This is a genomic window from gamma proteobacterium symbiont of Lampromicra miyakona (assembly GCF_059730895.1).
This window is the reverse complement of the sequence record NZ_AP035933.1, coordinates 261,407-281,879: the sequence shown is the minus strand read 5'-3', so window position 1 is coordinate 281,879 and position 20,473 is coordinate 261,407. Positions and strand designations below refer to the sequence as shown.

Here is a 20,473-nt window from a genome sequence, read left to right as displayed (position 1 = left end):
TTGGCATGCAAAAGAACGTCTTGCTGGTCGGTGAATCCTGGACCAGTACCGCAACGCACGTAAAAGGCTTTGATCAGTTTGCTACCGCCACCTGGCACAGCGGTGCGGCGGATTTTCTTGCCGCGCTGCAGGAGAGCGCCTATGCCGTCACGCATATGCCGGCCCACGCCGCCGCCACTGATTTTCCGCAGACGCTGGAGGATTTGCAGCGCTGGGACGTGATTATTCTGTCCGATATCGGTGCCAATACCCTGCTGCTGCATCCGGACACCTGGCTGAAAAGCCGGCGCACGCCCAATCGCCTGACGCTGATACACGACTATGTTGCCGCGGGTGGCGCATTAATGATGGTGGGCGGCTATTACAGTTTTCAGGGGATTAACGGCGGCGCACGCTATCGCAATACGCTGGTGGAGAAAGTGCTGCCGGTGCGCTGTCTGGCCTGGGATGACCGTATCGAAACGCCGGAAGGCAGTTACGCTGAGGTGACAACGTCACATAAAGTGGTTGCCGGTCTTCCCGGCGACTGGCCGTGGCTGCTCGGTTACAACGAAGTGGAGATGCAGCCGGAAGGCACACTGCTAGCCACCGTGGCGGGCACCGGTCATCCGCTGCTGGCGGTGCGCGAATATCAGCAAGGCCGCTCGCTGGTGTGGACCAGTGACATGTCAGCCCACTGGCTGCCGGAAGAGTTCAGCCGCTGGTCGGGCTATCGCCAGCTGTGGATCAACTGTCTCGACTGGCTGACGGAGCGTGACTGATGGCACCGCGCTCACTGCCTCTGGCGCAGCAGCTGCTGAGCTTTGACACCATCAATCCGCCGGGCAATGAGCTGGCCTGTGTGCAATTCCTCGCCGCGTGGCTACAAGAGCAGGGCTTCGTTGTCGAACTGACGGGGTTTGGCGAGCAGCGCGCCAACCTGATCGCCCGCCTGCCGGGCCAGATGCCGGGCAAACCGCTGGCCTTTACCGGCCATCTGGACACCGTGCCGCTGGGTAATCAGCCGTGGCAGTTTGATCCCTTTGGTCACGATATTGATGGCGACCGGCTGTACGGGCGCGGCGCCAGCGATATGAAAGCGGCGGTAGCGGCGTTTGTGCTGGCCTGCGTGCAGCACAAAGCTGCGATTATGGCCGGGCGCGGCGTGGTGCTGCTGCTGACCGGCGGTGAAGAGACCGGCTGTCACGGTGCCCAGGCGCTGATCGCGGCCGGGCAGTTGCCCGAGGTCGGCGCACTGATCGTGGGCGAGCCGACTGCTAACCAGCCGGTGATCGGCCACAAAGGCGCGCTGTGGCTGCGCTGCGAAACGCGTGGCAAAACCGCGCACGGTGCCATGCCGGAGCTGGGCATCAACGCCATCTACCTGGCGGGTGATGCGCTGGGTAAGATTCGGCACTTTTCACCGGGCGCGCCGCATCCGCTGATGAAACAGCCGACGCTGAACGTCGGGCGCATTGAGGGCGGTCTTAACATTAATTCGGTGCCGGACCGCGCCGCGTTTGATGTGGATATCCGTAGCGCGCCCAACCTGCAACACGCGGTGATTCGCCAGCAGCTGGCGACCTTTCTCGGTGACAGTGTGCACATCAGCACGCTGGTCGATCTGCCGGCGGTGCTGAGCCCGGAGCGGCACCAGTGGATTCAGTCGGTGTACCGTGCCTGCGAAGCCGTGACGCAGCAACCTGCGGAAGCGCGCATCGTGCCCTATTTTACCGATGCCTCGCTGCTGCTGCCGGCGCTCGGCGATCCGCCCTGCATTATTCTCGGTCCCGGTGATCCGACGCAGGCGCACCAGACTGATGAATACTGTCTGGTGAGCCGTCTGAGCGAGGCAGAGCAGATTTACGGGCAGCTCATCGCTGACTGGATGCGCTGAGTGCCGGCTAAAAACGGATTTTTTCCCGCTGCGCCGCCGGAAACGCGCAGCAGCCTGTTACACTCGTCGGCTATAACAACTTTTTAACGTTAGCGGCGCATTGTGCTGGCGTTATTACGCAGGATAGTCGCGGTTATGCCCGTCAATTTTGACCTCAACGATCTCTACGCCTTCCGCGCGCTGGTGGAGTACGGCAACTTTCGTCTGGCGGCGGAGTCGATCTGCCTGTCGCAGTCAGCGCTCAGCCGCAGAATTGAGAAGCTGGAAGCGGCGCTCGGCACCCGGCTGTTTGACCGCACCACGCGGCGCGTCACGCTAACGCTGTATGGCCAGAACTTTGCTCAGCGCTCGGAGCAGTTGCTGGATAATGTCGAATCGATGCTGGCCGACGTCGAGCGCGCCAGCCAGGATCGCACCGGCCTGATCACCGTCGCTACCGTGCCTTCGGGCGCTTACTATTTTATGCCGGAGGTGATCCGCCGCTTTCAGGCGCGTTACCCGCGCGTGCGCATCAAGCTGATAGACAGCAGCGTCGGCAACGTGATGGATGCAGTCAGCAGCGGACAGGCCGATTTCGGTATCTGCTTTGCGCGCAATCTTCCGTCGGAGCTCACCTTCACGCCGCTGGTGGAAGATGTTTACGTCGCCGCCTGTCGCCACGATCATCCGCTGGCGACGCGCCAGCAGCTCAGCTGGCAGGAGTATTTTGCGCAGGATTATGTGGCGCTGGATAAGGTGTCAGGTAACCGCAATCTGCTGGACAACGCGCTGGCGCACATTACGCCCGCCCGGCAAAGCATCTGCGAAACGCGCCATGTCACGACGCTGCTGGGGATGGTAGAAGCGGGCATCGGCATTGCTGCCGTGCCCGCGATGTCGATGCCGGCGAACGGGCATCCGCTGCTGCGCCAGCTGGCGCTGACCGATCCGCAGGTCACCCGTTCGGTGGGATTAATTCGCCGCAGCGGACGTATGCAATCTTACGTCGCTGCGGAACTGGAAAAGCTGATTATCGAACAGTCTCATCACGCTTAACGCGCGGTTTGCAACGTCAGCGCGCGGCGGCGATACAGGTACAGCGTCGCCAGCAGCGCACAAATCGCCGCAAAGCTCATCCAGTAACCCGGTGACGCTTTGTCGCCGGTGTATTCGATCAGCGCGGTAGACACCACCGGCGTGAAGCCGCCAAACAGCGCCGTTGCCAGGCTGTAGGCCAGCGAGAAACCGGCGACGCGCACTTCTGCCGGCATCACTTCGGTCAGCGCCGGGATCATCGCACCGTTATACAGGCCGTAAATAAACGACAGCCACAGCAGCACGCTCAGCATCATGCTGAAGGTCGGCGTCTGCGCCAGCAGCGTCAGTGCCGGATAGGCGGTCGCCAGCGCCAGCAGCGTCATCGCCAGCAGCACCGGTTTACGCCCAAAGCGGTCCGACAGCGCACCGCCAATTGGCAGCCAGATAAAGTTGGAGATCGCCACCAGCAGCGTCACCAGCAGGCTGTCCGAGGCGCTCAGCATCAGCACTTTTTTGCCGAAGGTAGGTGCATAGACGGTAATGAGGTAGAACGCGGTGGTGGTCATCGCCACCATCAGCATCCCGGCAATCACCACCGGCCAGTTTTGTAACAGCGTGCTAAATACCTGACGCATATCCAGATGATGACGGCGCGCGCTGAACTCCTGCGTTTCCTCCAGACGGCGACGCAGAATAAAGATAAACGGCACGATCAGGCAGCCAAACAGGAATGGAATACGCCAGCCCCAGGCGCTGATGGCGCTCTGCTCCAGCGCAGCATTGAGCGCGAAGCCCATTGCGGCCGCGACCATGATGGCAACCTGCTGACTGCCGGATTGCCAGCTGGTGTAGAAACCTTTGCGCCCTGGCGTGGCAATCTCTGCCAGATAAACCGACACGCCACCCAGTTCTGCCCCGGCCGAGAAGCCCTGCAGCAAACGGCCAATCAGCACCAGCAGCGGCGCCCACAGGCCAATCGACTGGTACGACGGGATCAGCACGATCAGGAAGGTGCCCGCCGCCATGATCGACAGCGTGACGATCAGCCCTTTGCGCCGGCCAACCTTATCGATATAAGCGCCCAGCACAATCGCGCCAATCGGCCGCATCAGGAAGCCGGCACCGAACACCGCAAAGGTCATCATCAGCGACGCGAATTCGCTGCTGGCGGGGAAAAAGGTGTGCGCGATATAGGTGGCATAGAAACCGAACAGGAAGAAATCGAACTGTTCGAGGAAGTTGCCGGAGGTGACGCGGAAAATAGCGCCAACCCGGGCTCGGGTGGTCATCGGTAAGGCAGAGGAATGCATAAGTATCTCCAGTTTGTCCCTGGCGCTGTTATCAATCGCGCCTGCTTCGGAAGACTGGATCAGAACGTTAAGGTTAATAAGCGCAATAAACGCATGGCGTGATGCATCTGACGCATTAATCACTGCCGGCAATGGGCTGTCCTCAATATTAACAATGAGTTAACAAAGCCAGACCCGTTTTTACTTCGCTCAGGCCCGCCGGCACTACAATACAGATTTGTGACCAGCTTCAAGCCGCCCACCGTGCGCCTGGCGCATCACAGGATTAACACATCTCTTTTTTCGCATATGTAGTTGACTTCATCACGTCGCCGCACCACACTATCGGCTTTCCATCCAGGAGGTATTATGTCGCCGCTAACGCCACTGCAGCTGTTTAAAAACCTTTCCGACGAGACGCGTCTGACGCTGGTGCTGCTGCTGAAAGAACGCCAGGAGCTGTGCGTGTGCGAGCTGTCTGCCATCCTGCAACTACCGCAGCCGAAGATTTCCCGCCATCTGGCGCTGTTACGCAACAGCGGTTTGCTGAGCGATCGTCGTGACGGCAAGTGGATCCACTATCGCCTTTCGCCGCATATGCCGGTGTGGGCAGCGACGGTGATCGAACAGGCATGGCAATGTCAGCGCGATGCGATCCATGCCCTGCTGCTGCCGGTGCAGCGCGACCAGCTGACCACCGATGGCCGGGCGGTGTGTCTGTAAAAAATTTTACCCTTACATATTCGATTTACCATATATGATACGAACACAACCTGACTTTCCGGAGGAAACATGTTACTGGCAGGGACTATTTTCGCCATTACTTTACTGCTGGTGATCTGGCAACCGCGCGGGCTGGGCATTGGCTGGAGCGCCAGCGCCGGCGCGCTTCTGGCGCTGCTGACGGGCGTGGTGCATCCCGGCGATATCCCGGCGGTGTGGCAGATTGTCTGGAACGCCACCGCCACCTTTATTGCGGTGATCATCATTAGCCTACTGCTTGATGAGGCCGGCTTTTTTGCCTGGGCGGCGCTGCACGTGGCGCGCTGGGGCGGTGGCAGCGGTAAAAAATTGTTCTCCTTTATTATCCTGCTGGGTGCCGCAGTCGCCGCGCTGTTTGCCAATGACGGCGCCGCACTGATTCTGACGCCTATCGTGATCGCGATGCTGCTGGCGCTGGGTTTCAGCCGGGGGGCCACGCTGGCGTTTGTCATGGCGGCCGGGTTTATCGCCGATACCGCCAGTCTGCCGCTGGTGGTATCCAATCTGGTTAACATCGCCTCGGCCGACTATTTCCGGCTCGGCTTTGGCGATTACGCCTCAGTGATGGTGCCGGTCACGCTCGCGGCAGTACTGGCGACATTGCTGATGCTGCATCTGTTTTTCCGCAAAGAGCTACCGCTCAGCTATGATCGCGTCCGGCTGACGTCGCCTGCAGCGGCGATTCGGGATCGAGCTACTTTCCGCGCGGGATGGCTGGTGCTGCTCTTGTTGCTGGTCGGCTTTTTTGCCCTTGAGCCGCTGGGCGTGCCGGTGAGTGCCGTGGCCGCCGCAGGCGCACTGATACTGTGGCTGGTGGCGCGGCGGGGTCAGGTGATTGACACGCGTAAAGTGCTGCGCAGCGCTCCGTGGCAGATTGTGGTGTTTTCGCTCGGCATGTACCTGGTGGTGTATGGTTTGCGCAACGCCGGGCTGACCGTCTGGCTCACCGGCTTGCTCAACGATTTTTCTTCCACTGGCCTGTGGGGCGCAACGTTTGCCACCGGCTTCTTCAGCGCCCTGCTCTCCTCCATCATGAATAATATGCCGACGGTGCTGGTGGGCGCCCTGGCGATTGATGCCAGCACGGCGCAGGGCGTAGTGCGCGAGGCGATGATTTACGCCAACATTATCGGCTGCGATCTGGGTCCGAAAATCACTCCGATTGGCAGTCTGGCAACGCTGCTATGGCTGCACGTACTGGCGCAAAAAGAGATTCGCATCAGCTGGGGCTACTATTTTCGCGTCGGCATCACCCTGACGTTACCGGTGCTGGCCGTGACGCTGGCAGCTCTGGCGCTGCGCCTTTCCCTCTGACCGTGAAGAGACTGACAATGACTAATATTACGATCTATCACAACCCGGACTGCGGCACCTCGCGCAATACGCTGGCACTGATTCGCGACAGCGGCGTCGAGCCCACCATTGTGCTTTATCTGGTTACGCCACCCACGCGTGAAACGCTGCAGCAATTGATCGACGCCATGGGGATTGGTCTGCGCGCGCTGGTGCGTCAAAACACCGACGCCTGGCAGGCGCTGGGGCCCGTACGTGAAACGCTGAGCGATGAGCAACTGCTGGATGCCATGCTGGCGCAGCCGATTCTCATCAACCGCCCGATTGTGGTGACGCCACTGGGAACGCGTCTGTGCCGTCCTTCTGAGCAGGTGCTGGATATCCTGCCCGATGCGCAGCGCGGTCCGTTTACTAAAGAGGATGGTGAGGTGGTGATTGATGCGCAGGGCCGGCGCGTCAGTCTTTAGTCGGTCAGAAATCGTCCGGGATAATCTGCTTCAATCGCGTGTACCTGGTCATAACGGCCAAACAGGCGATAGCGATTGCGGGCAATCAGGTTGTAGATCAGGTTAGTGAGCCCGTCCGGCAGATAACGCAGAACGCCACAGGCGCGCCACGGCCAGGGCAGCGAGTACATAATGCGACAGATGGCCTGCGCGCGCAGCCAGTGCTGCCCATCGCGCAGTAACACGATAGTGCGGATGTTATCGTGCGGTAATCCGGCGCGCTGCAGCAGCTGTTTGCCGCGCTCGCTCTGGATCGCCGCAAAGTGATAATCGCGCGGCAAGCGGTGGCGCAGCAGAAAAATCACCCAGGCATTACACAGCTTGCATTGTCCATCATAAAGAATGATCGGCTGGCCGGACTCGGGTTGTACGGATGATGACACCTTACCTCCGCATTGCAGATACAAAAAAACCGGTGAGGCGACACGCCCCACCGGTTCTATTATATGTCACTTATCAGAAGCTGACTTTAACGCCCGCCACCGCGCTGGTGTCGCTGTAGCTGTGATTGCCCAGCTGCTGCGCCACGCCGCCCCACAGATTGACGTTCGCGTTCAGCCGCGCGTCCACGCCCAGCTTCACCTCGGCGGCGTTACGCGTGCCCGCCTGCTGGATGTTCACGCCGTTCAGCGCGGTGCCGAACGCCCTGCTGTTGTGCAGCCAGTTGGCCTCGGCGTACGGCTCGATGGCGCTCTGCGCCTGCGGGTCCAGCAGCGTGCGCAGCGAGGCGCGCACGCCGAGGCGGCTCTGCAGGTTGTCCTGGCCGGTGGCCTGCACGCGGCTGCCGTTCTGCTCTTTCACGTCGTCCGCCTTCACGCCCTGCCAGTTCAGCTGCGCCTGCGGACGCAGCCACAGGCTGGTGCTGTCGCTCAGCGTTGCCACTTCGGCGCGGTAGCCGCCGGCCAGCGACGCGCTGATGCCTTTGGATTTATACGACTGCTGGCCGATGTCGTCGCCCTTCACGCTGTTGTTAAACCAGCCGTAGCTCAGTGAGCTGTCGACGAACGCGCCGCTCTGCTCCGCTGCGTTCTGTAGCCAGCTGCCGTAAACGCCCAGGCTGTAGCCGTTCACCTGGCCTCTGGACTGGTAGCCGCTTACCGCCGAGCGCGATTTGCTCTGCGCGTTGCCGTAGCCGGCCATCGCGCCGAGGCGCAGGCTGTCGCTGCCGGTCAGCGTGCCACTCGCCACGTCGCCGCCCAGCTGGATGGCGTAGCGGTTGGTGTCGGACTTCAGCTGACCGCTGCTGTCTTTCACCCGGCTGTGGCCGGCGCTGTTGTGCAGCCACAGGCGCGTGCTCTGCCGCTGGCCGTTCACGTCGGTGTAGAAGGTTTCCGCCGGACGGTCGTCCATGCTGGTGGTAAACAGCGTGTTGGCCGCCGCCAGGTTGGCGCTGTAGCTCGCCGCTTCCGGACGCACGATCATGTTGTGCTGATTTACCGGTGGCTCGACGATCTGGCCGCCTTCGCCCTCGCCCGGCGTCACCACCGGATCGGGCTCGCTGCCGTTTTTGTCACTCACCAGATACCAGCCGTGCTGATCCGCGCCCTTCACCAGGTTGTAGTCATAGGCACCGGCGACAATACGCCCTTTCTGACGGAACTCGCCGTTGTTAGCGCCGTCCACCTGAATGATGTTCAGGCCCTGGATAGTCTGCGCGCCGCTGCCGCCGGCGTTGTTGACCACCACGTCGGTGCTGCCGCTGCTGTCGCCGAGGATGTGCAGTTTATCGCTGGCGGAGTGGTCGTCGCCCAGCGCCGCGTTCATCACCAGCGTGCTGTTGTCGCCGCTGTAGTTACCGTTGACCGTCAGGGTGCTGAAGCCGGCGCCGTCGTGGGTGAAGTTCAGCGTACTGTTGCTGGCGCTCAGCGCGTCGACGCTGCTGTTGCCGGTGATGTTCCACTGGCTGTTGTCGCTGAGCGTCAGCGTGTGCAGGCCGGATGACGCACCGGTCCACGCCGAGCTGCCGCTCAGGTTGATCTGGCTGTCGGTGGTCTGGCTGCGGTCAATGTCTACGTTGCCTTCAAACAGCGAGCGGTTGCTGCCGTTCAGTACCACCGAGCCGGCGGTTGAACCTTGTGCGGTGTTATAGCCGGTTTTCAGCAGCGTGCTGCCGCTCAGCACCGAGTTGTCGGCGTCGATGTTCATGCTGGTGCCGGTCAGCACGTTGACGGCGGTGCCGCCGGTGGCGGTGATAGCGGTATTCGCCAGTTTAATATCCGCCAGCGTGGCCTGCGTCGGGGAGAGAATACCTGTAGCATTCTCGCCGGAAACCCTGATATTTGAATTAGTTAATGACAAGGCATTGGTTAAATCAAAAATATAATTATTCTGCAAGCTGATAGCGGCGTTATACCTTTCGGCATCGATACCGCTTTTATTAATAGTGATGTTATTTCCCGTGAATGTGCTGCCATCCTGTACAAGGATGCCATAGCCACCGCCGCGAGCCACTACGGAAACATCGCTCGCATTGGTCGTGGCAGAAAATGCGGTAAGCAGCGCTGATTTACTAGCATCAGTAACAATCTCAACATTCCTGAGATTAGCAATGCTGCCGTACGTGACATAAGCTACATATCCGGCTTCATGCCCCATCTCAATGCGGCTGTCTGTCAGGTTCAGTTCTGTACCGTCTGCGGACGCAGAGATACCTGAGCCGCTGCCAGTGACTGTAATATTAGTGTTAGCGGCAGTAAGCGTTGATTTCCCATCAGCTTTAAGACCATTGGCTCCGCCACCACTGGCAGCTATGGTCGTGTTATCGATATTTAACTGCGAACCCTCACCGCTTACATAGACAGCATCAGCATTTTGGCCGGAGGTCGTGATTTCTGCTCCTGAAACATCAAGATGTGCGCCGCTCGCGGTATATACACCATAAGCATGGTCGCCATTGGTGCTAACCTGCACATTGCTGGCGTTTAAAGCTGAAGCGCTGCCGGCATACAGACCAATCGCGCTGGCTCCGGCGGTTGTGAACGTACTGTTCTCCAGGTTCACTTTAGTACCGGTATTGTTAGCGGTCACGCCATTCGACTGGTCACCGCTGGTTCTCACCCGTACGCCGCTGGCACTGAGCTTGCTGCCGGAACCCGCGGCCAGGCCGTAGGCTTTCATCCCGGTCGTGGTCACGTTGCCGCCCGTCATCGTCAGTTCACTACCTTTGTCAGCGACCATCACAGCATAAGACTGGTCGCCGCTGGTGTTCACCTGCACATCACTGGCATTGAGTAGGCCGCCAGATCCCGCCACCAGACCGTAGGCCCTGGTACCGTCGGTAGTAACGCTGCCGCCGGTTAAATCGATCAGCGAACCCGCCGCGCGCGAATAAGCACCATACGCGCCGTCGCCGTGAGTGACATAGTCGGTGTCAGTGCTGTTGATGATACCTGCTGAAGAGGCATACGCGGCGTGGGCGGTCTGGCCGGAAGTTTCCACCTTTGTGCCGTTGGTCTTCACAGCGCCGGTCAGGCTGGCCACGACGCCGTAGCCGCCGGTACCGGTAGTGGTCACGTTGCCGCGCGTCATCTCCGCAGAGGCAGCGCCGACGGTGGAAAACACACCGTAGCCGCTGGTGCCGGCATTCAGCACCGTCACGTCGGTGGCGCTTGCCTTGCCGCCATTCTGCACCAGTAGTCCATAAGCTTTGTCACCGGTCGCCTGCAGCGTCTGATTATTCAGTTCAACCGGCTGCGCCGGATCGCTGATGGTGGCACCGTTGGCCGCCAGCGCCGCCGGTGAACCGGCCAGCAGCAGCGCCGAGCCCAGCGCGCCGCCGATCAGTGCTGATTTATTCGCCGCTTTACCGGAGCAGGATGATTTGACTTTGCCGCGCGCCAGTTCCGAGGTGACGACATAACATTGCAGGGCATAATTCCAGATAACGCGATAGCTCTTGTTCATATTCTTTTCCTGATTCAGGTTAAAGCAATCCCTTCCGGCAATAAGCGGAATAAGCGGTTATTAACGGGCAGGCGCGGAATACACAGCCATCACGCTATTTACGGTGATGCGCTGTCTTACCGGCCTTAATTAATCTCTGCCAGAGCGGCTGATGGGAAAATATTCGCAAAATCGCGGAAGGGTGAATATGAGAGCACCGGCATACGGCTGTAGTCGCAGGACTACAAAAAGTAAGTCGCCGCGCTATGTTCCAGATCAATTAATTCTGTGTTAACACGTCAGGTGAGCAGTAAACAAAAGCGGAGAACGCGGGCGGGCATAAAAAAACGGCCCCCGTTGCGGGAGCCGTTGAGCATCAGAAGCTGACCTTCACGCCGGCGATGGCGCTGGTGTCGCTGTAGCTGTGGCTGCTCAGCTGCTGCGCTACGCCGCCCCACAGGTTGACGTTGGCATTCAGCGTGGCATCGACGCCCAGCTTCAGCTCACCGGCGTTGCGCGTGCCGGCCTGATGGATGGTAACGCCGTTCATTGAGGTGCCCAGCGCGCGGGTGTTGTGCACCCAGCTGGCCTCGACGTACGGCTCCACGCTGCGCCCCTGCTCCAGCCCGGAGCGCAGTGAGGCGCGCACGCCGACGTGGCTCTGCAGGTTATTTTCACCGGTGCCGCGTACGCGGGTGCCATTGCCTTCCGTCAGGTCATCGCCCTTCACGCCCTGCCAGTTCAGCATCGCCTGCGGACGCAGCCAGAAGCCGGTCGACTCGGAGAGCGTCGCCACTTCGGCGCTGTAGCCGCCGGCGAGCGACGCCAGGATGCCCTTCGACTTGTAGGACTCCTCGCCGATGTCCTCGCCCTTGATGCTGTTGTCGAACCAGCCGTAGCTCAGCGTGCTGTCGATAAACGCGCCGCTGCGCGCCGCCGCGTTCTGCTGCCAGGTGCCGTAAATGCCCAGGTTGTAGCCGTGCACCTGACCGCGCGACTGATAGCCGCTCACCGCCGAGCGCGATTTGCTCTGCGCGTTGCCGTAGCCGGCCATCGCGCCGAGGCGCAGGCTGTCCGCGCCGTGCAGCGTGCCGGTTGCCAGGTCACCGCCCAGCTGGATAGCGTAGCGGTTGGTGTCGGTTTTCAGCTGGCCGCTGCTGTCTTTCTGATGGTTGTGACCGCCGCTGTTGCGCAGCCACAGGCGGGTGTGCTGCTGCCGGCCGTTCGCGTCCGTGTACTGCGTGACGCCCGGGCGATCGTCCATGCTGGTGGCGAACAGCGTGTTGGCCGCCGCGAGGTTGGCGCTGTAGCTCGCCGCTTCCGGGCGCACGATCATATTGTGCAGCTCCGCCGGCGGCGCGATGATGTCACCGCCGGTGCCTTCGCCCGGTGCGGTCACCGGATCGGTGTTAACCGGATCGGTTTCGCTGCCGTTTTTGTCGCTCACCAGATACCAGCCGTGCTGATCCGCGCCTTTTACCAGGTTGTAGTCATAGGCACCGGCGACAATACGCCCTTTCTGACGGAATTCGCCGTTGGTCGCGCCGTCCACCTGAATCAGTTGCAGGCCCTGAATGGTCTGCGCGCCGCTGCCGCCGGCGTTGTTCACCACCACGTCGGTGTTGCCATTGACGTCGCCCAGCACGTGCAGCCGGTCGGTGGCCGAGGTGTCGCCGCCCAGCGCCGCGTTCATCACCAGCGTGGCATTGTCCGCCGTGTAGTTGCCGTTGACGGTCAGCACCGTGAAGTTCGCGGTATTGTGCGCCACGTTGATCACGCTGTTGTTCGCGGTCAGCGCATCCACGCTGCTGTTGTCCATGATGTTCCACTGGCTGTTGTCGTTCAGCGTCAGCGTATTGAGGCCGGATGACGCACCGGTCCACACCGAGCTGCCGCTCAGGTTGGTCTGGCTGTCCTGCGTCTGGCTGCGGTCGATGTCCACGTCACCGATGAACAGCGAGTGGTTGCTGCCGTTCAGTACCACTGACCCGGCGGTTGAACCTTCTGCTGTGTTATAGCCGGTTTTCAGCAGCGTGCTGCCGCTCAGCACCGAATTATTAGCGTCGATGTTCATGCTGGTGCCGGTCAGCACATTGACGGCGGTGCCGCCGGTGGCGGTGACGCGGGTATTGGCGAGTTTAGTGTCCGCCAGCATGGCCTGGCTCTGAGAAAGAATGCCGGTGGCATTTTCGCCTGTAATATTAATATTCGAATCAGCCAGATTAAGGTAATTGATTAGGTCCGGGTTATACACATTCTGGATGTTGAGCGCGGCGTTAAAGCCATCTTTATCGATACCACTTTTATCAATGGTGATATTCTGCCCGGTGAATGTACTTCCATCCTGCACCAGAATTCCGAAACCACCGCTGCGTGCCTGTACAGAAACATTTTCGGCATTGATATCGCCTGAAAATGCTGATAACAGCGCTGAATTGTTTGCATCAGTGACAATATCTACGTTCTTCAGATTTATAGTACTGTTGTCATAGCTAAACGCTGCATATCCGCCCTGCTGACCGACTTTTATCCGGCTGTCAGAGAGACTCAGCACCGTTCCGGAACCATTGGCGGCCACGCCTGAACCACTGCCGGTAACTTCTATTTCAGAGTTCGACGCATTCAGCGTCGATTTTGGATCTGCAAGCAGGCCATTAGCACCGGCGCCAGTAACCACAAATGTACTATTGTCCACGTTGAGCACAGAGCCCTCGCCGCTGGCGTAGCCGCCATGTGCATTCCGGCCAGAGGTGCTGACGTGGGCATCTGAGGCGGTCATCGTCCCCGAGCCAGCGACGTACAGACCGTGGGCATCCTGCCCGCTGGTCGCAACCTGCACGCCGCTGGCGTTGAGTTTGCCACCGGAAATCGCTGCCAGACCGTAGGCGTTGGTACCGCTGGTCGTCACTGCTCCACCTGCCAGCGTAACTTCTGTCCCGGCCAGGTTAGCAAAAACACCAAAGGACTGGTCGCCATGGGTGACCACATTTACGCCATCCGCAGTCAGGCTGCCGCCGGAACCCGCCACCAAACCATAAGCCTTGGTGCCACTGGTGGTGACGCTGCCGCCTGTGATATCGATCAGCGAACCCGCAGCGCGCGAATAAACACCATAGGCACTGTCGCCGTGCGTTATATAGTCTGCGTTCTGGCTGTTAATGATACCGGCCGAAGAAGCGTAGGCGCCGTAGGCGGTTTTTCCGGTGGTTTCCACGCGGGTGCCATCGAGTTTTAAAGTGCCAGTCCGGCTGGCGACCACACCGTAGCCGCCATCGCCCGTGGTTTGCACGCTGCCGCGTGTCATCTCAATCGCAGAAGACGCAAGGGTGGAGAATACACCGTAGCCGTTATTGCCACCATTGAGCACGATGACATCCGTGGCGCTGGCCTGCCCGCCATTCTGCACCAGCAGCCCATAACGATCGTTACCGGTCGCCTGCAGCGTCTGGTTGCTCAGTTCCAGCTTATCCTCAGGGCCGTTTACCATTGCGCCATGAGAAGAGGCCAGCGCCGCCGGTGAACCGGCCAGCAGCAGCGCCGAGCCCAGCGCGCCAATAATCAGTGATGATTTATTTGTCGCTGCACCAGAGCAGGAAGACTTCACTTTGCCGCGCGCCAGTTCCGAGGCCACGACATAACATTGCTGGGCATAATTCCAGATAACACGATAATTTTTGTTCATGCTTTTTCCTGATTCTGATTATGTCGAACCCGGACGGATACGACCTAACGGTTTAAACGGCGGCGATGCGATAAGAATTTTCTCCTCCACCTGATACCGCAAAATAATTAAAGCTACGGGATTGGGCTGAATTCTAACGTTGAGACAGGTCTTGACCTCTTTAAGACCTGTCTCAAAACCAATCGCCAGACAAATAAAAACCATCAGGTTACGCTGTAGGCTGAGGACTACAGGTTTGCTCACCTTGAAATTTAAATAACTCAAAAACAATGCTTCCGCGCAACCTGAGTGCGCAGAGAATAAACGCCACATCTCCCATTGCAACCCGCAATGCAGCATGGTTAATTCAGCGTTCATTCATTTACCCGAATTACTGCATGTCTGGTTTATCACCTAAATACAACAACAACGACTAATTTATTTATCAAATAATTCACCTGGCGCAGATCTCATAACTTACCCATAACATCAACCATTCAAAGAGTTACGGTAAACCACTGTTATTTAATAACTAATTTTTTTCGCCCTCAGATGCTATGTTAACTTTTTAAAAACTTACGAACCTTTAATCTTCAGCACTTAAGTTTAATAAACTCGCGCCGTTTATCCTTAGTGAATAATCTTTATGCTAAGCAGAAAAGTCGCAGGCGAGATTTTAATATTGTAAATAAGACAGTCAGTAATCAGCTGTAAGTTATGGACTACATTTAAAAATAAACACCTGCAAACAGAATGGTCTTGAGTTGATTAAGATGCCGTTATATAAGTGTGCTTTTGAACGAGCGTGCTCAGATTAATTAAGAGAAAGGCAGTGCGTATGGCTAACTTTGTTATTGTTGATGATCATCCTATTGTGCGCGTGGCGATACGGCTGGTGCTGGAAAATGCCGGACATCGTGTTTCAGCAGAGGCTGGCGACGGCGACAATATATTTAGCCTGGTCAAAGAACAGAGCGCTGATGCGGCAATTATTGATATTGATCTGCCCGGCATTGGCGGTATTGAAGCGGTTAAGAACCTTCGCACCGCCGGATCGTTAATCCCGGTGATTGTGATGAGCGGGAAAAACGCTGAGTTTTATGCTTATGAGAGCAAAAAAGCCGGTGCCAATGGCTTTATCAGTAAAAAGAACAATCTCAATGATCTGGCCCACGCCGTCGACGCGGTGCTTTCCGGCTACGGCTATTTTCCGCTGCGCCTGAGTCATCAGGCGGAGGGCGATCAGCTGGTCCAGGACAGCGACAAGCTGCTGCTGCTGTCGCACCGTGAATACGAAGTGCTGCGCTACCTCGGTGAAGGCACCGAGATCGTCAAAATCGCCAACCGCATGAAGCTCAGCAATAAAACGGTCAGCACCTATAAAGCCAGACTGATGGAGAAGTTATCGCTGAAAAATCAAAAGGATTTACTCGATTTCACCCGCCGGAACCAGATTAACTGATGCGACTTTTTTTCCTGTATGCGCTGTGCTGCGCGCTGCTGCTGGTCGCCCCACTGCGCGCGGCGGTGCAGCAGCTTAATTATCAGCCTAACGATTTGCCGACGATGCCCGCGCCGATGCTCAATGACAGCGACTGGCACTGGCTGGGGCAAAAGCGCGACAGCGTGATTGGCATCTATGGGCCGGATCGGCCACCGATGCTGCGCACCAATCCTGAAGGAAGAGTGTTTGGCTACATTCCCGATGCGGCTTACGCTGCGCTGCACAGCCTGGGTATCAGTTTTCGCGTCAAACATTACGACACCGCGCCCGAAGCCTTTGCCGCGCTGGCGCGCGAAGAGCTGGATATGATATTTGTGCCGGCCGGTGAGGCGGTGCCGGCGCATGTTAACGACACCATCAGCGTAACCGCGCTGAAAGCCAGTCCGGTTCGGGTGGTGCGCAGCAGCAGTAACCCGCTGGCCGGTCAGGAGTTTTTACCCGGCCCGGCGATAACATCTCCTTACAGCCAGCTGCCGCAGGTCGCGATGGGCACCCTGCCCTATGCCGATGTGCCGGCGGTGGAAGCCTATTACCTGATTGAACGCAACTATCTGAATACGCTAACCATCGATCACATTCTGCCCGATCTCAGTTCGCCGTATCGCTTTGTGGTCAACAGCAAAGAACACGTGCTGGCGCGGGCGATGCGCATTGCATTTGACGCCCTGCAGCGCCACGCGGCCGGTGAGATCATTGCCGCACGCTGGGATATCGCTAATATCACGCGTTTTGTCACCACGCCGCTGGCACTGACGCCCACCGAGCAGGCCTGGCTGCAGACGCACAACCAAATCAACATGGCGGTCACGGACCTGGTCGCACCATTCTTTATTAAAAACGCGCAGGGCGAAATCACCGGCATCGTGCCGGAGTTGCTCAACCTGATTGAAATGCGCACCGGACTGAGCTTCAACTTTGTTGAAATCAGCGACAGTCGCGATCTTACCGCGCGGATGAAACGCGGCGATGTCACGATTGCTGCACCGCTGATCTGGAGTCAGCAGCGCAGTCGTGAGTTTTTGATGACCACACCATTTATGTTCACGCCGGAAGTGCTGGTGACCAACACGGCCGCGCAGGATGCGCCGCCAAAACGCGCCGCGCTGGTGCGCGAGCAGGATGCCTCCCACTGGTTTCTGAGAAAATATCCTGATGTGTCAGTGGATTATGTTGGCAATCCCAGCCTGGCGATGCAGTGGGTGGCGGATGGGCAAACCGACGCCACCATTAATACGCTGGTGGGCGCGCGCTACCTCTCTGAAGGCCTGTATCCCGGCAAACTGCGCTTAACCGAGCTGAAACCGGCGCAGGAAGCAGCTATCGCTTTTGGCGTCAGCCGCAGCGAACCGGAACTGCAGGACATCATGAACAAAGCGCTGGCCGCGATTCCGGCCGGCATGATGACCGATGTATTAACCCACTGGCAGGCCACGCCCGCCGCGCATTTCGACACCTGGAAGCTGTACCGCAAAGAGTTTTATGTCGGCGCGCTGGGCGCAGCCACCATCATCGCCGTCACCTTTGTCTGGGCAGTGTTGCTGATGCGGCAGGTCAAACGCACGCGCCGCACCAAAGCGCTGCTGCGCCAGGAAATTCAGCTGCGCGATCGTCTGATCAATGGTCCGCCGCGGCCGTTTTATGTGGCGTCGCTGGATGGGATGATCGTGCACACCAATCCGGCGTTTACCCAGTTTTTCACCCCGGAAGAGCAAACCCATCTGGGTTATTCGCTGTATGACTGTCGCCATCCGCTGTATCACGTGTGGCAGCAGATCGACAAAAACATCCAGCCCGGCGACATTCCGGAAGAGGCGGAATTTGTTATTGATGACGGGCGGCAGAAGCGCCATATCCGCCACTGGATGACGTCGTACACCGGCGATGAAGTCGGCAGCGGCGGGCTGATTTGCGGCTGGCAGGATGTCACCGACTACCTGCAATTGCTGGAAGATCTTTCGCTGGCACGCGAAGCCACCGAGCTGGCCAGCCAGAGCAAAAGCGACTTCCTCGCCACCATGAGCCATGAAATTCGCACGCCGCTCAGCGCAGTGATTGGCCTGCTGGAACTGCAGACGCAGGAAGGCCGCGCCGATACCGAACTGATTCGCGTGGCGCACGAAGCGGCGGTCAGCCTGATGGATATCGTCGGCGACATTCTCGATATGGCGAAGATTGAGTCGGGACGCATGACGCTGCAGCCGCAGTGGGTTAGCCTGCATGCGCTGGTGCGCCCGGTGATCTGTGCCTTTGACGGCCTGGCGCGGCAGAAAGGCATCAACCTGAACCTGATGCTGCCGGTCGGCGATGACGATCTGTTTTGCGATGCCAGCCGCGTACGCCAGGTGCTGTCTAACCTGGTGGGTAACGCCGTCAAGTTCACCGATCAGGGTGAAGTGAAGGTTACGGTGGGTCTGACGCCGCTGGAGAGCCATACCGAGCTGCGAATTCAGGTGGCCGATACCGGACGCGGCATCGATAAAGCAGCGCAAAATGCGCTGTTCCGCCCGTTCGAACAGGCGGGCCTGTCGGATAACGCCGGCACCGGGCTAGGCCTGTTTATCTGCCAGGAGATCACCCGCCTGATGGGCGGCAGCATTTCTCTGGAGAGCGAACCCGGCGTCGGCACCGTGCTCAACGTCGCCGTGCCGGTCAGCGTGCGTGATATCGCTACCCCGCTGCCGTCTCCGGTCGCGGAACCGTTGCCCGCTGCGCCGCAGGTCGCGCTGAATGTGCTGATCATTGACGATCATCCGGCCAACCGCCTGCTGATTTCGCGTCAGCTGACGCTGTTAGGTCATAGTTTCCGCGAAGCGAACAACGGTGAAGAAGGCCTGGCGCAGTGGCGGCAGCAGAAGCCGGATGTGATCATTACCGATTGCAACATGCCGGTGATTAATGGCCTGGATATGACGCGCAACATCCGCCGGGAAGATAAGCACACCTACATCATCGGTATCACCGCCAACGCGCAGCAGTCGGAGCGTCAGCGCTGTCTCGAAGCGGGCATGAACGAATGCGTGTTCCGGCCGGTTAAGCTGGCGCAGTTAACCACGATTCTGAGCCAGATTCACAGCGCCAGCGCGTTGTCGGTCGGTGATGATTTTTCTGACTGGGTGGATATCGCCGAAATCGAGAAATATATGCCCAACAGCCCCGGCGCGATCGCGGATTTTCTCGACATCGTGATTAATGAAGCACGCACCGATCTGACGCAGGCGATTGACGTGGTGCAAAGCGGCGATCTCGCCACTGCCGCCAGCCTGTTTCATCGCATCACCGGATCGCTGCGCGTCACCGGCATCCGTCAGCTGACGGAGCAGTGCGAAATGCTGGAAGAGCTGGCGGAAATGCAGGAAGACAGGGAAATTATCCTGCTGCATTTGCGTGAAGCGCTAACGCTGGTGGACAGGATGGAAGCCTCGTTGCGTCAGCAAACCACACCCGCCCAGGCCGGCGCGCACTGATTGTGCGCCGTCAGGCGGTTTTGATCAGCTTATGCAGCAGCGGATGAGTAATCTGCTCAAACATCCCGGCATTATTAAATGCCCGCGCCGCCAGCATCGCGCCGTGCACGCTGGCCATCAGCGTTTTGGCTTCGTTTTCGGCGCTGTCGCTGAGCTGGAAAACGCCGCTGGCGACGCCTTTGCTCAGCTGGCGCGCTAACCAGCCGGAGAGATCGCTGAAGTGGCCGCTGACTTCCGTGGCAACATCCGGCGGCAGCGTGGGCATTTCCGCCGCCAGCATCGCGCAGATGCAGAAAGGTGAAGTTCCCTCTTTAATGCAGTGCGCCCAGTAATCGACGTAGGCTTTCACTTCGTTCAGCGGATCGTTGATCTGTTCATCCATCGCCTGCATGCCCGCCTGCGCCTCAGCACGATATTCCTCCACCACCGCTTTCACCAAATCGGCTTTGCCGGGAAAATGGTGGTGAATGCTGGCTTTGCGGATATCCACCTGGGCGGCAATATCGGCATAGCTAAAGCTTTTATAGCCGCCGGCGGTGAGCAACTGGCGGGTGCAGGCCATGATTTCGCGGGCTTTAGAGGAACGGGCAGTCATAACGCAATCCGGTAGAACAAAAGAGATCGGTCAACCTACTGGCAGGCAGAGAAGAAGTCAAGCCAGCGGCCTGGCGTGCAGCGCGCACTTTTTTTATTTTTTCAGCAATAATTTCATCGCTGATTCGTCTACCTCATCACCAACCCTGTTTGTCACCGTAATGAGGAACCCCAATGAGAGATTTTGACAGGCATCAGCATCCCCGTGGTCACCACTTTGGTCATCACCGCATGGCGAAACCGCTGCTGCTCGGCGTGGTGCTGTTTGCTGCCCTTGGCCTGCTGGTGATGTCGCTGTGGAATGCGCTGCTGCCGGAACTGACCGGCGTAAAAAGTATTGGCTTCTGGCAGGCGCTGGGACTGCTGGTGCTGTGTCGCATCCTGTTCGGCGGGCTGGGCTTCCATCCCGGTATGTTTGGCATGGCGCGTCGCCGCATGCATGAACGCTGGATGCAGATGACGCCGGAGCAGCGTGAAGCCTTTATGCAGCAGCGGCGCGAGCGGTTTGGCGGCCGTGGTCATCATGGCGGACGCTGTGACTGGCACGATCGCCGCAGCCAGCGTGACGATCCGCGCCCGCCCGCGGACGATGCGACCGCCAAATCCCCGGATGCAGAGTAAACGG

15 protein-coding genes are annotated in these 20,473 nt (G+C 58.8%); 9 read left to right on the top strand and 6 right to left on the bottom strand.

Annotation, left to right across the window (positions count from 1 at the left end):
• Positions 1–5 precede the first annotated feature (5 nt).
• The 3 genes from AC6I8P_RS20775 to psrA all read left to right on the top strand — a co-directional run bounded on the left by AC6I8P_RS20775 (position 6) and on the right by psrA (position 2,911).
• Positions 6–761, top strand: a complete 756-nt coding sequence (locus AC6I8P_RS20775; RefSeq protein ID WP_498027878.1) for a glutamine amidotransferase — start codon at positions 6–8, stop codon at positions 759–761.
• Positions 761–1,876, top strand: a complete 1,116-nt coding sequence (locus tag AC6I8P_RS20770) for a M20 family metallopeptidase (protein WP_498027877.1) — start codon at positions 761–763, stop codon at positions 1,874–1,876. Before AC6I8P_RS20775 ends, AC6I8P_RS20770 begins: the two co-directional genes overlap by 1 nt.
• A gap of 135 nt (positions 1,877–2,011) precedes the next feature.
• Complete coding sequence (psrA, locus tag AC6I8P_RS20765) at positions 2,012–2,911, top strand: L-proline-binding transcription factor PsrA (protein ID WP_059012271.1); 900 nt, start codon at positions 2,012–2,014, stop codon at positions 2,909–2,911.
• Here the strand turns inward: psrA and AC6I8P_RS20760 are convergent.
• Positions 2,908–4,203: an MFS transporter gene (locus tag AC6I8P_RS20760; protein ID WP_021509465.1), complete on the bottom strand. Its 1,296-nt coding sequence runs from the start codon at positions 4,201–4,203 to the stop codon at positions 2,908–2,910. The genes psrA and AC6I8P_RS20760 overlap by 4 nt on opposite strands.
• Positions 4,204–4,551: 348 nt before the next feature.
• Here AC6I8P_RS20760 and AC6I8P_RS20755 point away from each other — a divergent pair, with 348 nt between their 5' ends.
• From AC6I8P_RS20755 to arsC, 3 genes are all read left to right on the top strand, one after another.
• A complete protein-coding gene (locus tag AC6I8P_RS20755; RefSeq protein ID WP_021509466.1) occupies positions 4,552–4,905 on the top strand; it encodes a metalloregulator ArsR/SmtB family transcription factor in 354 nt (117 codons plus the stop codon).
• Between the two features lie 69 nt (positions 4,906–4,974).
• Positions 4,975–6,258, top strand: coding sequence for an arsenic transporter (locus tag AC6I8P_RS20750; RefSeq protein ID WP_125310976.1), 1,284 nt, complete (start codon positions 4,975–4,977; stop codon positions 6,256–6,258).
• A gap of 17 nt (positions 6,259–6,275) precedes the next feature.
• Positions 6,276–6,704 (top strand): arsenate reductase (glutaredoxin), encoded by a 429-nt coding sequence (gene arsC, locus AC6I8P_RS20745; RefSeq protein WP_498031321.1) that lies wholly within the window; start codon positions 6,276–6,278, stop codon positions 6,702–6,704.
• Here the strand turns inward: arsC and AC6I8P_RS20740 are convergent.
• The 4 genes from AC6I8P_RS20740 to AC6I8P_RS20725 all read right to left on the bottom strand — a co-directional run bounded on the left by AC6I8P_RS20740 (position 6,701) and on the right by AC6I8P_RS20725 (position 14,664).
• Positions 6,701–7,126 (bottom strand): thiol-disulfide oxidoreductase DCC family protein, encoded by a 426-nt coding sequence (locus AC6I8P_RS20740; RefSeq protein WP_058758774.1) that lies wholly within the window; start codon positions 7,124–7,126, stop codon positions 6,701–6,703. The genes arsC and AC6I8P_RS20740 overlap by 4 nt on opposite strands.
• 73 nt (positions 7,127–7,199) lie before the next feature.
• Complete coding sequence (locus AC6I8P_RS20735; RefSeq protein WP_498031320.1) at positions 7,200–10,646, bottom strand: autotransporter outer membrane beta-barrel domain-containing protein; 3,447 nt, start codon at positions 10,644–10,646, stop codon at positions 7,200–7,202.
• 355 nt (positions 10,647–11,001) lie between these two features.
• Positions 11,002–14,307, bottom strand: coding sequence for an autotransporter outer membrane beta-barrel domain-containing protein (locus AC6I8P_RS20730; RefSeq protein WP_498031319.1), 3,306 nt, complete (start codon positions 14,305–14,307; stop codon positions 11,002–11,004).
• Positions 14,308–14,325: 18 nt separating this feature from the next.
• Complete coding sequence (locus AC6I8P_RS20725; protein WP_238562302.1) at positions 14,326–14,664, bottom strand: hypothetical protein; 339 nt, start codon at positions 14,662–14,664, stop codon at positions 14,326–14,328.
• A gap of 460 nt (positions 14,665–15,124) precedes the next feature.
• On the opposite strand from AC6I8P_RS20725, the gene AC6I8P_RS20720 reads away from it, so the two are divergent.
• Together AC6I8P_RS20720 and AC6I8P_RS20715 are read left to right on the top strand one after the other, a co-directional pair.
• Complete coding sequence (locus AC6I8P_RS20720; protein ID WP_125310970.1) at positions 15,125–15,748, top strand: response regulator; 624 nt, start codon at positions 15,125–15,127, stop codon at positions 15,746–15,748.
• Entirely contained in the window at positions 15,748–19,254 is a 3,507-nt protein-coding gene (locus AC6I8P_RS20715; RefSeq protein WP_498031318.1) for a response regulator, read from the top strand. Before AC6I8P_RS20720 ends, AC6I8P_RS20715 begins: the two co-directional genes overlap by 1 nt.
• Positions 19,255–19,264: 10 nt before the next feature.
• Here the strand turns inward: AC6I8P_RS20715 and AC6I8P_RS20710 are convergent, their stop codons facing one another.
• On the bottom strand, positions 19,265–19,849 hold the full coding sequence (locus AC6I8P_RS20710; protein WP_498031317.1) for a TetR/AcrR family transcriptional regulator: 585 nt from the start codon (positions 19,847–19,849) through the stop codon (positions 19,265–19,267).
• A 173-nt stretch (positions 19,850–20,022) separates the two neighbouring features.
• On the opposite strand from AC6I8P_RS20710, the gene AC6I8P_RS20705 reads away from it, so the two are divergent.
• Positions 20,023–20,469 (top strand): hypothetical protein, encoded by a 447-nt coding sequence (locus AC6I8P_RS20705; RefSeq protein WP_498031316.1) that lies wholly within the window; start codon positions 20,023–20,025, stop codon positions 20,467–20,469.
• Positions 20,470–20,473: the final 4 nt, after the last annotated feature.